This window comes from Mesorhizobium sp. LCM 4576 (assembly GCF_001854815.1).
Lineage (GTDB): Bacteria > Pseudomonadota > Alphaproteobacteria > Rhizobiales > Rhizobiaceae > Mesorhizobium > Mesorhizobium plurifarium.
The window spans coordinates 44,997-58,756 of record NZ_MDDT01000011.1 but is presented as its reverse complement, the minus strand read 5'-3'; the positions used below and the strand labels follow the sequence as shown (position 1 = coordinate 58,756).

15 protein-coding genes are annotated in these 13,760 nt (G+C 64.6%); 6 read left to right on the top strand and 9 right to left on the bottom strand.

The annotated features are described in order from the left end of the window. The first annotated feature begins 244 nt into the window (after window positions 1-244). On the top strand, window positions 245-1,510 hold the full coding sequence (dinB, locus tag LCM4576_RS05105; RefSeq protein ID WP_071030843.1) for a DNA polymerase IV: 1,266 nt from the start codon (window positions 245-247) through the stop codon (window positions 1,508-1,510). Window positions 1,511-1,521: 11 nt separating this feature from the next. Here the strand turns inward: dinB and LCM4576_RS05100 are convergent, their stop codons facing one another. From LCM4576_RS05100 to LCM4576_RS05070, 7 genes are all read right to left on the bottom strand, one after another. Beyond that, complete coding sequence (locus tag LCM4576_RS05100) at window positions 1,522-2,394, bottom strand: aldose 1-epimerase (RefSeq protein WP_071030842.1); 873 nt, start codon at window positions 2,392-2,394, stop codon at window positions 1,522-1,524. Window positions 2,395-2,398: 4 nt separating this feature from the next. Then, the gene (locus LCM4576_RS05095) at window positions 2,399-3,154 is read right to left on the bottom strand and encodes an SDR family oxidoreductase (RefSeq protein ID WP_071030841.1); all 756 of its coding nucleotides are present in this window, start codon (window positions 3,152-3,154) and stop codon (window positions 2,399-2,401) included. A gap of 10 nt (window positions 3,155-3,164) precedes the next feature. Then, window positions 3,165-3,896 (bottom strand): ATP-binding cassette domain-containing protein, encoded by a 732-nt coding sequence (locus LCM4576_RS05090; protein WP_071030840.1) that lies wholly within the window; start codon window positions 3,894-3,896, stop codon window positions 3,165-3,167. Window positions 3,897-3,900: 4 nt separating this feature from the next. Further along, window positions 3,901-4,878, bottom strand: coding sequence for an ABC transporter permease (locus tag LCM4576_RS05085; RefSeq protein ID WP_040980483.1), 978 nt, complete (start codon window positions 4,876-4,878; stop codon window positions 3,901-3,903). An 80-nt stretch (window positions 4,879-4,958) separates the two neighbouring features. Next, a complete protein-coding gene (locus tag LCM4576_RS05080; protein ID WP_071030839.1) occupies window positions 4,959-5,936 on the bottom strand; it encodes a sugar ABC transporter substrate-binding protein in 978 nt (325 codons plus the stop codon). 23 nt (window positions 5,937-5,959) lie between these two features. After that, the gene (locus LCM4576_RS05075; protein ID WP_071030838.1) at window positions 5,960-7,162 is read right to left on the bottom strand and encodes a mandelate racemase/muconate lactonizing enzyme family protein; all 1,203 of its coding nucleotides are present in this window, start codon (window positions 7,160-7,162) and stop codon (window positions 5,960-5,962) included. A 15-nt stretch (window positions 7,163-7,177) separates the two neighbouring features. Continuing rightward, the gene (locus tag LCM4576_RS05070; RefSeq protein ID WP_052457644.1) at window positions 7,178-7,897 is read right to left on the bottom strand and encodes a FadR/GntR family transcriptional regulator; all 720 of its coding nucleotides are present in this window, start codon (window positions 7,895-7,897) and stop codon (window positions 7,178-7,180) included. A gap of 101 nt (window positions 7,898-7,998) precedes the next feature. Between LCM4576_RS05070 and LCM4576_RS05065 the strand changes: the two genes are divergently transcribed. The 3 genes from LCM4576_RS05065 (at window position 7,999) to LCM4576_RS05060 (ending at window position 10,301) form a co-directional block, all read left to right on the top strand. Then, entirely contained in the window at window positions 7,999-8,898 is a 900-nt protein-coding gene (locus LCM4576_RS05065) for an SMP-30/gluconolactonase/LRE family protein (protein WP_071030837.1), read from the top strand. Window positions 8,899-9,063: 165 nt separating this feature from the next. Then, window positions 9,064-9,441, top strand: coding sequence for a GFA family protein (locus tag LCM4576_RS34460; protein WP_071070883.1), 378 nt, complete (start codon window positions 9,064-9,066; stop codon window positions 9,439-9,441). Window positions 9,442-9,596: 155 nt separating this feature from the next. Beyond that, the gene (locus tag LCM4576_RS05060) at window positions 9,597-10,301 is read left to right on the top strand and encodes an SDR family oxidoreductase (protein WP_071030984.1); all 705 of its coding nucleotides are present in this window, start codon (window positions 9,597-9,599) and stop codon (window positions 10,299-10,301) included. 39 nt (window positions 10,302-10,340) lie between these two features. Here the strand turns inward: LCM4576_RS05060 and LCM4576_RS05055 are convergent, their stop codons facing one another. Further along, window positions 10,341-10,571, bottom strand: coding sequence for a hypothetical protein (locus LCM4576_RS05055; protein ID WP_040980475.1), 231 nt, complete (start codon window positions 10,569-10,571; stop codon window positions 10,341-10,343). 89 nt (window positions 10,572-10,660) lie between these two features. After that, window positions 10,661-11,104, bottom strand: a complete 444-nt coding sequence (locus tag LCM4576_RS05050) for an SRPBCC family protein (protein WP_041010693.1) — start codon at window positions 11,102-11,104, stop codon at window positions 10,661-10,663. Window positions 11,105-11,228: 124 nt separating this feature from the next. Here LCM4576_RS05050 and LCM4576_RS05045 point away from each other — a divergent pair, with 124 nt between their 5' ends. Both LCM4576_RS05045 and LCM4576_RS05040 read left to right on the top strand, forming a co-directional pair. Beyond that, on the top strand, window positions 11,229-12,020 hold the full coding sequence (locus tag LCM4576_RS05045) for a pyrroline-5-carboxylate reductase (protein ID WP_071030983.1): 792 nt from the start codon (window positions 11,229-11,231) through the stop codon (window positions 12,018-12,020). Window positions 12,021-12,334: 314 nt separating this feature from the next. Further along, window positions 12,335-13,759, top strand: coding sequence for a family 16 glycosylhydrolase (locus tag LCM4576_RS05040; RefSeq protein WP_071030836.1), 1,425 nt, complete (start codon window positions 12,335-12,337; stop codon window positions 13,757-13,759). The last annotated feature ends 1 nt before the right edge of the window (window position 13,760 follow it).

Genomic DNA, 13,760 nt, shown 5'->3' with positions numbered 1-13,760 from the left:
GACCTCGGCACAGAAGCGAAGAGTGGGTGGCCCTGAGGCGCCCCTCTTTCGCTTGCGGCAACATTTCCTCAGGACGCAACCTGCGCTCTATCTGCGGCTGTAGCCACAGGTTGTGGAACCTTGCACGTTCAAACGTGGCGGCTTGACAGAGAACTTCTTTTGTTCTCTTTATGTTCCGCTAATTCCCCTTACAAAAGATGCAGCTAATGCTGCAATGCCACACAAATGGCCATGGGAGCGTTTGATGGCCGCCACCACGACCACCGCTGCGGCCGCCACCATCCTGCATGCCGATCTCGACGCCTTCTACGCTTCCGTCGAACAGCTGCTCGATCCATCATTGCGCGGCAAGCCGATCGCCGTCGGCGGCGGCGTTGTGCTGGCCGCCTCCTACGAGGCCAAGGTGTTTGGCGTCCGCGGCGGCATGCCCGGCCGCAAGGCGCGCGAGCTGTGCCCGCAGCTCATCTTCGTGGGCGGGCGCTTCAGCGAGTATCAGCGCCTCGGCGACGCGGCGATCAAGGTACTCGACGATTTCACGCCTCTGGTCGAACGCATCTCGATCGACGAGGCCTTTGCCGACGTCGCCGGCTGCACGCATCTGTTCGGGTCGCCGCAGGAGATCGCGCGAAAGATCCGCGAGCGGGTGAAGGCCGAGCTCGGCCTRCCGATTTCGATCGGCGTGGCGCGGACGAAGCATCTCGCCAAGATCGCCTCGCAGGTGGCCAAGCCCGACGGGCTGGTGGTGGTCGAGCCCGGTAGCGAGCTCGCTTTCCTGCACGACCTGCCCGTAACGCTGATGTGGGGTGTCGGCCCGGCGACCAAGGCGAGACTCGCCGAGATCGGCGTCGAGACGATCGGGCAGCTGGCGCGCACGCATAGCGGCGCGCTGGAGCGGCTGATCGGCCACGCCGCCGGCCAGAAGCTCGCCGCGCTCGCCTGGAACCGCGACCCGCGCAAGCTCGAGACGCATCGGCGCGCACATTCCGCCGGTGCGCAGTCGGCGCTGGGCCGCAAGCCCGCGCTGCCGCGCGTCTTCGTGCCGACGCTGCTGCATCTGGCCGACCGCGTCGCGAGCCGGTTGCGCACCAAGGACCGGCCCGGGCGCACGGTCACCGTGCGTGTACGCTTCGCCGATATGCGCGCCGTCACCCGCTCCGTCACGCTGGAGCAGCCGATCCAGGCCACCACCATGCTCGCCGAGATCGCCGAGGAGCTGGTTCGCGGCGTGCTCGCCGCCCATCCGGGCGAGCGGGATATCTCGCTGCTCGCTATCTCCGTCTCGCATCTGGAGGAGCATGCCGAGCTGCAGCTCGAACTGCCGCTCGGCCTCGCCGACGAGAAGCTCAGGCCCGGCAGCCGCAAGGGCCTTGCCCGCTTCGGCGCCGACCGCGCCGTCGACAAGATTCGCCAGCGCTTCGGCAAGGAGGCAGTGGGCTATGGCACGGTGGCGCTGGAAGGCACGCGCTCGGTGCCGGACGGGTTCAGGGAGCTGGCGGAGAAGGAGTTGTAGAGGGCGGGTGCTCAATCCGTCTCCACGACCGCCCAATCCAGCCGCATGGTCGCGCTCATCGCCTCCCCATCTTCGAGCACAGTCAGCCCCTCGCCATGATGCGCGTCGACCGGGTGCGAGACCGGCTCGAAGCAGAAGAAGTCGGCATCGCGCGACGGCGAATAGAGGATGTAGACGTCGAGTTCCGGCGAAGCGATGAGCGTGACCTTGATCCCGTCCTCGATCTGCGAGATCGAGGCGCGACGGTCCCATCCGTCGAAGGCGTTGTTCACCCACTCCGGCGGCAGCGGCGTGGCCTGCGCGAAATCCCAGCCCGGATGCTGGCTCACCGGCACGACGCCGGCAGGCAAATGGCGCTCGTCCTCAAGCCAGACTCGTTTCGCCTTCGCCTTCAGCAGGGTTGTGTCGCCGCGCGGGAACCAGGGATGGAAACCGAGGCCGTAAGGCAGGCGCATACCGGCGCGGTTCTCCACCGTGAGGCGCGCCTCCAGCGCTCCGTTCCGCAGCGCGTAGGCCACCGAGGCCCTGTAGCGATAAGGGCCGATCGCGCCGTCATCGAGGGCGAGTTCGGCTTCCCTGTCGGTATGGCGGACAAGCCGCCACGGCTTCTGGAAACCGTCGCCATGGATCGGGAAAGCTTCGCCAGGCACATTCGGCTCGACGGCATGAAAGCGGCCGTCGAAGGTGAAGCCCCCGCCGGAGATGCGGTTCGACCACGGCACGAGGAGCTGGCAACCAGACGCGCCGGTGCCATCGCCAGGCTTCAGCACGGGAACTGGCGCGGTGCCGACGACCAGAGCGTCATAGCGGGCGATCGCAGCGCCCTTCTCAGGCGCCAAGACCAATCTCGACTGCCCGTCGTTCAGCTCGATCGCGCCGGCCATGCCCTCACCAGCCGCCGTCGACGGCGATGTTCTGGCCGCTGATCATGTCGGAGGCGGGCGAGACCAGGAACAGCACGAGATCGGCGACGTTGTCCGGCTCGATGCGCTTCTTCAGGCTCTGGTTCGCGAGGATCCAGTCATTGTACTCCTTCAACCGATCGCCGAAGACGCGCTCTTCCGCCTCCGAGACCACCGCGCCCGGCGACACGGCATTCACCCTGATGCCATGCGGCCCGAGCTCGCGCGCCAGCGACTTGGTGAGGCCAAGCATGGCGCCTTTCGACGCGACATAGGGCACATAGCCGTCCCAGCGGCCGTTCAGGGTGATCGAGCAGAAGTTGACGATCTTGCCATAGCCCTTGGCCTTCATGCCTGGAGCGCAGGCCCGCGCGAGCGCGAAGGCGGCCGAGGAATTGACGCGGATCTGGTCCTCATACTCGGCGAGCGAGAATTCCTCGAACGGCCGATTGATGATCAGCGCCGCGTTGTTGATCAATATGTCGATGCCGCCTTCCCTCGCCGCCAGCGCCGCAACCGCCGCTTCGGCCTCGGCCAGCCGGTTGAGATCGCAGCCGACGAAGGCGATATCGCCCGAAGCCTGGCCGGCCAACCCGGCGACGATCTCCACCGCGTTCGCGGCATCAGGACGGTCGAGCACCATTACGCGCGCGCCGGCCCGCGCCAGCGTCACCGCCTGGGCGCGGCCGAGCGAGCCGAGGCCGCCTGTCAGCAGCACGTTACGACCAGCGAGCACCTTCATTGCCTATTCCTCACAGCACAGAATGGACTTCGTCGATCGAGGTGTCCGCGACACGCTTGTCCAGCACCACCTCGCCGCGCGCCATCGCCACGATGCGGTCGCAGCAGTCGAAGACGTGGTGCATGTTGTGGCTGATGAAGACGCCGGTCACCCCCTGCTCCTTGAGCCCGCGCACGAAGCCGATCACCTTGTTGGTCTCCTTGACCGACAGATGATTGGTCGGCTCGTCGAGGATCATCACCTTGGACTTGAAATGCATGGCGCGCGCGATGGCGACGCCCTGGCGCTGGCCGCCGGACAGCTCGCCGACGAGCGCGTCGGGCGAGCGCAGATGCAGGTCGACATTGGCGATGGCGCGGATGCTCTCCTCGGCCATCTTCTTCTGGTCGAGGATGCCGACGCCGAGGATCGAGAACCGGGTCGGCTCGCGGCCGATGAACAGGTTTCGGGCGATCGACATGGTGGGGACCATGGAGTTGTACTGGTAGATGGTCTCGATGCCGAGATCCATGGCGTCGCGCGGCGTGGCGATGCTGACCGCCCTGCCCTCGACCTGGATCTCGCCCTGGTCGGCGCGGTGGACGCCCGACAGGATGTTGATCAGCGTGGACTTGCCGGCGCCGTTGTCGCCGACCAGGCCGAGCGCCTCGCCGCGCCGGAAGTCGAGCGAGACGCCTTTCAGCGCATGCACGCCGGAATACCATTTGTGCAGGTCACGCACCGAGATGATCGCGTCGCTCACCGCTTCAGCCCTCCATCTTGATGGCCTTGGCGCGCTTGCGCATCCAGGCATTGGCGACGACGGCGAAGATGGTGAGGAAGCCGATGGCGAACTTGAACCAGTTGGCGTCGACATGGCTGAGCACAAGCCCGTTGTCGATGACGCGGATCAGCGTCGTGCCGATGATGCCGCCCATCACCGTGCCGATGCCGCCGGTGAGCGAGGCGCCGCCGATGACCGCGGCGGCAACCGCCTGCAGTTCCAGCCCTTCGCCGATCGAAGGCAGGGGCGAGCCCAGCCGCAGCACTTGCAGCATGCCGGCAAAGCCGGACAGGACCGAGCACAGCATGAAGCAGACGATCTTGACCCTGGCGGTCGGGATGCCCATCGAGGCGGCGGCCGGCAGGAAGCCGCCGGTGGCCTTGATCCAATTGCCGAAATTGGTGCGCGACAGCATCAGTGAGGTCAGCACCGCGACCGCCACGAACCACAGGAAAGACATGCGGAACATGTTGCCGGGGCCGACGAAGGAGGTGAACAGCCAGTTGGGCAGGTCGGCGGGCAACAGCGGCGGGAAGCCGCCCGAGACCACGACCGTGAGCGAGCGCGCCATGAACAGCATGCCGAGCGTGGTGATGAAGCTCGGAATCGCGAAGCGGATGGTGACGTAGCCGTTGATGAAGCCGATCGCCGCCGCGACCAGCAGTCCGGCGAGCAGCGCCAGGGGGAACGGCCAGCCATGCACCATCAGCACCGCCATCGACATCGGCATCAGCGCGAAGACCGAGCCGACCGAGAGGTCGAACTCGCCGCTGATCATCAGGATGGTGACACCGATGGCGACGAGGCCAGCCTCGGGCAGGATGCCGAGAATGCCGCGCAGGTTGTCGGCGTTCAGGAACACGCCATGCGAGCGCACCTGGAACAGGACGATGAGCAGCACCAGAAGGATCAACCCGGCCAGCTCCGGTTTTTCGAGATAGGTCTTGAACAGGCGCTTCAACGCAAGGCTCCGGAGGTTCGGGATTCAGGCGCATCGGCGACGGTAGGCGTCGCCGATGCGGGTCTCGCTATTTGAGGAGCTTACCTCAGTCCCTGCGCGGACAGCGCCATGATACTGTCGGCTTCCTTCGGCCTCACGATGCCCTGGCCGGTGTCGATGTCGGACGGGGCAAGGCCGATCTTCTTGTTGAGATAGGCCTCCATCWCCGGCATGAAGCCCTGCATGTAGGGCTGCTGGTCGACCAGGGCCTGGACGTAGCCCTTTTGCATCTGCTGCAGYACCTCGGGAACGAGGTCGAAGCCACCCAGCAGCACCTTGCCCGGCGCCACGCCGCGATCGGCCAGCACGCGCGCCACGCCGGCGCACCAGAAGCCGGTGTCGAAATAGGCCGTGGTCTCGGGATGGGCGTTCAGATAGGCGCCGACGCGGTCGGAGGTGATGGCGAGATCGGTGCCGCTGTCGATGCGCTCCCACGACACGTCGCGGTCCTTATGCGCGGCCTTGTACTCTTCGAGGAACTGCATGATGCCGGCGCCGCGGCTTTCCGACCAGTTCTGGCCGGGAGCCGAAATGCCGACCAGCACCTTGATCGGGCCGTCCTTCGGGAAGCTCTCGGAAATCGCCTTGGCGAGCGAATAGCCGGCCGGCTTGAAGCCCTGGCCGACGAAAGCCTGCCGCGCATTGCCCTTGGCGCCCTCGGTGTCGTCGACATTGACGGCGATCACCAGCACGCCGGCGTCGCGCGCCTCCTTGATGACGTCGTCCAAGGCGTGATCGTCGACGATGGAGGTCAACAGCGCGTCGGGCTTGGCGGCAAGGGCTGCGCGCATGTTCGCGACCTGCTGCTCGACCGAGCCCTCGGTCTGGGTGAAGACCATGTTGCAGTTCGCCTCGACCTTGGCGCACGCGTCGTCGAACCCCTTCTTCACCGCCTGCCAGAAGGTGTTCGAGGCCGACGAGTGATGGGTGAAGACGATGTTGAGCCCGTCGGCGCGGGCAACGGACTGGCCGCCGATCAGGGCGACGCCGAGCAATAACATTGCGGTGAGTTTCTTCATGTCTGTTCCTCCCTTTGGATTTTTCAGATGCCTGTCCCGTCGCTGACGCGACGGCGGACGGTGTAGGCGCGGCCGAGTTCCGGGTTGAGCGCCAAGCCTAACCCCGGCCCGGGCGGCACGGTGATCATGCCGTCCTTCACTTCCGGCAGCGCGGTGACCAGATCGCGGTACCAGGTGCGGTAGAAGGCGCGCACGCTTTCCTGGACCAACGCGTTGGGCGCATTGAGCGAAAGATGCGTCGAGGCGGCGAGCACGACCGGACCGGTGCAGTCATGCGGCGCCACCGGCAGCCGCCACGCCTCGGCCATCGAGGCGATCTTGCGCGCTTCCGACAGGCCGCCGCACCAGGAGATGTCGAGCATGACGATGCCGGCCGCTCCCGTCTCCAAGAGGTCGCGGAAAGCCCAGCGGCTGCCCAGCGTCTCCGAGGCTGAGATCGGCGCCGGGCTGGCCGCTGCGTAGCGCTTCAGGTCGCCGAGGCTGTCCATGCGGATCGGGTCCTCGTGCCAGTAGGTGGCGTAAGGTTGCAGAGCGCGCGCGATCTTCATGGCCGGCAAGAGCTGCCACATGGAGTGGAACTCGACCATGACGTCCATCTTGTCGCCGACGGCTTTGCGAATCTTTTCAAACGGTTCGAGCGCCGCCTTCAGGTCGGCGGCTGAAATGTCGTTGCCGCGCGTCTTTTCCGCCGCGTGGTCGAACGGCCAGATCTTCATGGYCGTGATGCCGTCGTCCAGCAATTCCTCGGCCAGCTCGCCGGCGCGGGTGAGGAAGCTGTTGAGGTCGTCWTAGTCGCGGCCGGCGCCGATGCCGTAATTGGCCGTCGTCTGGCCCTTGTCGTCCTTGATGTATTCGGTGYCGGCGCAGGTGTTGTAGGTGCGGATGGAACGGCGACTGAAGCCGCCGAGCAATTGCGCGACCGGCTGGCCGGTAGCCTTGCCGAAGATGTCCCACAGCGCGATGTCGAAGGCCGAGTTGCCGCGCACTTCGGCGCCGCTGGAGCGGAAGCCGAGATAACCGACGAGATCGGCGGCGAGCAGGTCGATCTGCAGCGGATCGCGGCCAATCACCCTGGGCGCGACATATTCGTGCAGATACTCCTCGACAGTGCGCGACAGGAAGAAGGTCTCGCCGAGCCCGGTGATGCCCTCGTCGGTATGGACTTCGACCCAGAGCAGGTTCGGCCGCTCCTCGATGCGGATGGTTTCGATGGCGGTGATCTTCATCGGGCTRCCCCCATGCTAGGCGATCCCCGCGTCGATGAGCGCCTTGACGCTCTTGTCGAAATGCTCGGCCATGTGCTCGGCCGCCAGCCGTGGATCGCCCTTCAGGATGGCGTCGGCGATGTCCTCGTGGCCCTTGATCATCTTGAGTTGGGCCTCGTCGGACGAGCGGGTCCGCCAGCCAATCACCCAGGTGCGCCGCGTGACCCCGCTGAAGGCGGTGACGATCAGCGAAAAAACAGGATTGTGCGAAGCCGCCGCGATCGCCTCGTGGAAGGCGATGTCGTGCTCCATGACCGCCTCGGGGTTCCTGAAATTCTCGCGCATCTGCCGGGCCGACTGGGCAATCGCCGCGGCCTCCTGGTCGGTGCGGCGCAATGCGGCAAGCGCAACCGTGCGCATCTCGATGGTGCGCCTGACGTCATAGACCTGCTGCACGCTGATCTGCTGGGTGGTGATGCCGTGCTCGATCACCATCGACATGGCGCCGGTATCGAGCTTGGCGACAGTGGCGCGGCGCCCCGCGCTCATGTCGATGAGGCGCATCGCCGACAGTGAGCGGAAGGCCTCGCGCACGACGGTACGCGAGACGTTGAGCTGGCGCGTCATGGCAGCTTCGCTAGGCAGCGGATCGCCCGGCGCAAGGCCTTCCGAGCGGATGTGCTGGGTGATGGCCTGGATCGCCGTGCTGACCAGTCCGGGATTCGGTTCGCCCGGTGGATCTGTCTGCTCCTGCATTCCGTTCCCTCAAAAACCTGTATGACAGGTTGTTATTAAATTGCTCATAATTCAAACGAAAGATATATGTCAAGTGCATTTCCGAGAGACGGAGGAGCCACATGCCCGAAACCGATGCCACCCTGATCTTCGACGCGCGCGACGTGGTCGGCGAGAGCCTGGTGTGGGACGACCGCCGCGGCAGGCTGGTCTGGGTCGACATCATCGGCCGCCGGATCCATCGGCTGGACCCTTCGACAGGAGCGCATGAAAGCTGGCCGACAGCCGACCTCGTTACCTCGGTCGGCCTGCGCGCCGATGGCGGCGCCATAGTCGGGTTGCGCAAGAACATCGCGCTCTGGGATTTCGGCGGACCGTTCCGGGCATTCGCGGCGATCGAGGCCAGCCTGCCGGACTCGCGGCTCAATGAAGGCGTGGTCGCGCCGGACGGCTCTTTCTGGGTCGGCACCATGGCCAACAATATCGGGCCGGACGACGCGCCGATGGCGATCACAAGCGATGAGGGCCGGCTCTACCGGGTCGGCTCAAGCGGCGACGTGAGGCGCCTCAGCGAAGACCGGTTCGGCATCACCAACACGATGGTATGGCTGCCCGACGGACGCTTCATCACCGCGGACACGATGAAGAACGCGCTTTACAGCTATGATTGGGACCGGAAGGCTGGACGGCTCGGCGAAGCGCTCCCCTTCTTCACCGGCYTCGAGCGCGGCCTGCCGGACGGCTCATGCCTCGACGCCGAGGGCTATGTCTGGAACTGCAGGGTGGTTGGCGGAAGCTGYCTCGCCCGTATCGCGCCCGACGGCAGGCTCGACCGGATCGTCGAGCTGCCTTGCAGTTGGCCGACGAGCTGCGCTTTCGGCGGYGCGGACCTCGACATGCTGTTCGTGACCTCCGCGCGCTTCACGATGAGCGCGGAGCATCTTGCCGCCAACCCCTTCGAGGGCGGCCTGTTCGCGCTCAAGCCCGGGGTGCGCGGCACGCCCGCCAACCGCTTCGGATGATCCCCCACCGAAGGGCGCCGATGAGTGCATTCAAGGTCTGAGCGAGGCGCGCGAACCGCCAATCTCCAGGCAATGCGAAATAGCCGCCGCGCCAAGGCGCCTCGAAATATTGATTGCCGGGCGCGGCGAGGCGCGCGAAGCATTCATATCAACATGAGGCAACCCATGCGAGCCGCATCCTGTGCCTGCGGGCAACTGAAGATCTCTTGTGACGGCGAGCCGAGACTGGTGGCGCTGTGCCACTGCCTCGACTGCCAGAGGCGGACCGGCAGCACTTACGGCATTGCCGCTTTCTTTGCGCGCACCGCGGTCAGGGCCGAAGGGACTGCCAGCACCTACAGGCGGTTGTCCGACGGCGGCCATGCGGTCACCTTCCATTTCTGCCCGCATTGCGGCTCCAGTGTCTTCTGGGAGCCGGAGCGCAAGCCGGACGCGATCGCGGTGGCGGTCGGATGCTTTGCCGATCCGGACTTTCCCTCGCCGACGCGCATTGCATGGGAGGAGAGAAGGCATGCGTGGGTAGGCAATCCGGGCGCGAAATAGCTTGATGCCGGCGCCGAAGCCGCCGCCCCCTTGTGTGGGAAATTAGGCGCTCCGCGGCTTCGCCAATCGCCTTGGTGCAATCCATTCCGGTTCGTGCCCCGCCCGGTCCATGCTAACAAAAGCGCTTTCAACAATTCCAACGAATGGACAGCGACATGGCAGGCGAAAAAGTAGCTCTGGTGACGRCGGGCGGCAGCGGCATGGGGGCCGCGGCGGCCAAGCGCCTGGCGGCGGATGGCTTCAAGGTCGGCGTGCTCTCCTCCTCCGGCAAGGGCGAGGCTCTGGGCAAGGAACTTGGYGGCTTCGGCGTCACCGGCTCCAACCAGTCGAACGAGGACCTGAAGCGCCTCACCGATGGCGCGCTGGAGCGTTGGGGGCGCATCGACGTGCTTGTCAACAGCGCCGGCCACGGACCGCGCGCGCAGATCGTCGAGAYCAGCGACGAGGACTGGCACAAGGGCATCGACACCTATTTCCTCAATGCCGTGCGCCCGACCAGGCTGGTGACGCCGGTGATGCAGAAACAGAAGGGCGGCGTCATCATCAACATCTCGACCGCCTGGGCGTTCGAGCCAAGCGCGATGTTCCCGACCTCGGCCGTGGCGCGCGCCGGACTTGCCGCCTTCACCAAGATCTTCGCCGACACCTACGCGGCCGACAACATCCGCATGAACAATGTGCTGCCCGGCTGGATCGACAGCCTGCCGGCCACGAACGAGCGTCGCGACAGCGTGYCGCTGAAGCGCTACGGCACGTCGGAAGAGATCGCCGCGACGATCTCGTTCCTGGCTTCGGACGGGGCTGCCTACATCACCGGACAGAACATCCGGGTCGACGGCGGCATCACAAGAGCTCTGTGAGATCAGGGGCGGCGCGAGACAAAGAGGCGTCGCTTCGGATCATCCGGGCCTGCGTGAATTGAGGACCCACAGAAAGGCTATCGAAGCCACCAGGACAATCGAATTGCCGATCACGATGTTCCAGAACCGTGTCGGATCGTCCGCCAGGGCGACCCAATGCAACTTGCCCCGGACCTCGCCTGTCCTGATGCCGCAGGCAATGTTGTAGATCGCGATGGCGGCGAGCGCCGCCATCAGGACAAAAAGGTCGTTGTTCTTGTTGCGATCCATGGCAGCGGCTTTTATCAGCGCTTGGTGAAATATTGCTTACCTTGGGTGAGGCGGCGGCCGTTGCAACGGCCGCCGTGCGCTTCGCGGACCTACTGGTTGATCTCCGGCTCGACGAGCTTGGCCAGGTTGCGCAACGATTCCTGCCAGCCGAGATAGCAGGCCTCGGCGGGGATGGCGTCCGGGATGCCGGCCTGGGTGATGTTGATCTCGGTGCCGACCGACACTTTCTTCAGGATCACGGTCACCTCGATCTGGCCTGGCAAATTGGGATCGTCGAAGCGGTCGGTGTAGCGCAGGCGCTCGCCCGGGACGAGCTCGACAAATTCGCCGCCGAAGGAATGGCTGTCGCCGGTGGTGAAGTTGCGGAAAGACATCTTGTAGGTTCCGCCGACCTTGCCCTCGAACTCGTGCACCGTGCAGGTGAAGCCGTTCGGGGGCAGCCACTTCGCCAACGCATCCGCCTCGATGAATGCGCGGTAGACCTTCTCCGGCTTGGTCGCCAGAACGCGGTGCAGTTGGATGGTGCTCGGCATATCTCGATATCCTTCCTTTGTTGATCGATGCCCCAAGGACGGGCGCGCCCCAGCCGATCCGACAGAGGCTGTCAAATTTTTTGACCCGCGGCTACCGTATCGGCCTGCAACGGAGGCAATGGACATGGGCACCGCAATCAGGCTGGGCATCGTCGGCGGCGCGGGCTGGCTGGGCGGCGCCATCGCGAGCGCCGCGCTCCAGGCCAGCGTCGTCAGCGCGCAGGACCTCGCCCTCTCCTACCGGAGCGCGAGGCCGGATCGTTTCGCCGGTGCATTCTGGACCGACGACAACCAGGCGCTCGCCGACCGCTCGGACGTGGTCGTGCTTTCGGTGCGGCCGCAGGACTGGTCCGCGCTCGCCATCGACGCGAAGGGCAAGCTGGTGATCTCGGTGATGGCCGGCATCCGCCTTGCCGAAATCGGCGAGAAGCACGGCACGCGCCGCGTGGTGCGCACGCTGCCCAACGCCGCCGCCGAGGTCGCCAAATCCTACACGCCATGGATCGCGAGCAGCGACGCGACCGGAGAAGACCGCGCCATCGTGCGCGCGATCTTTTCCGCCTGCGGCTGCCAAGACGAGGTCGGCAGCGAGCGCGACATCGATTATCTCACCGGCCTGACCGGCTCCGGCCCTGCCTTCCCCGCCCTGCTGGCAGACGCCATGATGCGCCACGCCATTGCCTTCGGCCTCGAGCCCGCCGTGGCTCAGCGCGCCGTCAACACGGTGCTCATCGGCAGTGGCCGCATGCTCGACTTGAAGGACGCTTCCCCGGCCGACACGGTAAAAGCCTTCCTGGGCTATCGCGGCACCACCGCCGCGGCGATTGAGACGATGCGCAAAACCGGGTTCGATGAGGCTGTCGCCGAGGGACTGACGGCGGCGTTCGAGAAGTCGATCGCGATGGGCGAGGCATGAGCCGAGGATCCAATCCAGAAGGTCAAAACTCAATCGACCGCCCGCTGCGACGAATGCATCCATTCGCGGCTATCTGCACGATCTTTTGGCAGAAAACCTTGCAAAATTAAGTAAAATTGAGAACAACTCTCGCCATAATTGTATTAGGTATCACTTATTCTATCTTTGCAAAAATATCGATAAAAATACTGCCGATTTTCTCTGTACTATTTGCTTATTTTCGGGAACGATAATCCGTGTTGCAAATTGGTTCGATGCAGGCGCTCGAACCTGCAATGAGCCATCCGGGCGGGGCAGCGCGGAAGGAGTGTCCGATGAGCTTCGTCGTCAACGCGGTAGGCGTTCCTCTTTACTATAGCGGCGCTTCCAATCATTGGTTTTCGGCGACGTCCGGACCGACGTTCAACGGCAGCAGCGGCAATGACTCAATCTGGGCCTCCAGCGGCGTCAACGTCACCATGTATGGCGGCGCCGGTGACGATATCTATTACCTTTATTCGGCGGGCAACAAGGTGGTCGAAAACGCTGGCCAGGGCGTCGACACCATCAACACATGGATGAGCTATACGCTGCCGGACAATGTCGAAAACCTCGTCGTCACCAATGCCCACAACTACGCCTTCGGCAATGCGCTGGACAACATCATCACCGCCACCGCGGGCGGCCAGACGATCGACGGCGGCGCGGGCAACGACGTGCTGATCGACGGCGGCGGCGGCGCCGATATTTTCATCATCGCCAAGGGCAACGGCAGCGACTCGATCGTCAATTTCGCCTCGAACGATGCCGTGCGGCTCGATGGCTACGGATTCACGTCGTTTGCCGCCATCCACGACAGCATGATCCAGGCGGGACCCAATGTGGTGCTGAACCTCGGATCGGGCGAGATCCTCGAATTCAAGAACACCACGATCGACAAACTGCAGCCCAACAATTTTCAGCTGCCGATCGACAAGTCCGGCATGACGCTGTCCTTCAGCGACGAATTCAACTCGCTCAATCTTCACAACGCCCAGGGCGGCACCTGGGACACCAATTTCTGGTGGGGCGCGCCGAACGGCAGCACGCTCACCCGCAACGGCGAGCTGCAGTGGTACATAGACGCCAATTACGGCCCGACCAGTTCGGTGCATCCGTTCAGCGTGCAGGATGGGGTCCTCACCATCACCGCGGCGCAGGCGCCTGCCGACATCAAGCCGCTGATCAACAATTACGAATACACCTCCGGCATCCTGACCACTCACGACACCTTCTCGCAGACCTACGGTTATTTCGAAATGAAGGCAGACCTGCCGGAAAACGCCGGCGCCTGGCCGGCCTTCTGGCTGCTGCCGGAAGATGGCTCCTGGCCGCCGGAACTCGACGTGATGGAAATGTATGGCCAGAAGCCGAATTCGCTGCTGATGACCGCCCATACCAACGAAACCGGCCAGCACACGACGGTGGGATCGACGGTGAACGTCATGGATACCGCCGGCTTCCATACCTATGGCCTGCTGTGGACGCCGGACAAGCTGGTGTGGACCTATGACGGCGTGCAGGTCGCCGAAGCGGCGACGCCATCCGACATGAACAAGCCGATGTACATGCTGGTGGACCTTGCGATCGGCGGCCAGGCCGGGGCGCCGCCGGATCATCTGGCCACGCCGGCCGAGATGAAGATCGACTATATCCGCGCCTATACGTTGGACGAAGTGCAGCAGAGCCATTTGAACGTCACAGGCGAGCACACAGCCTAGG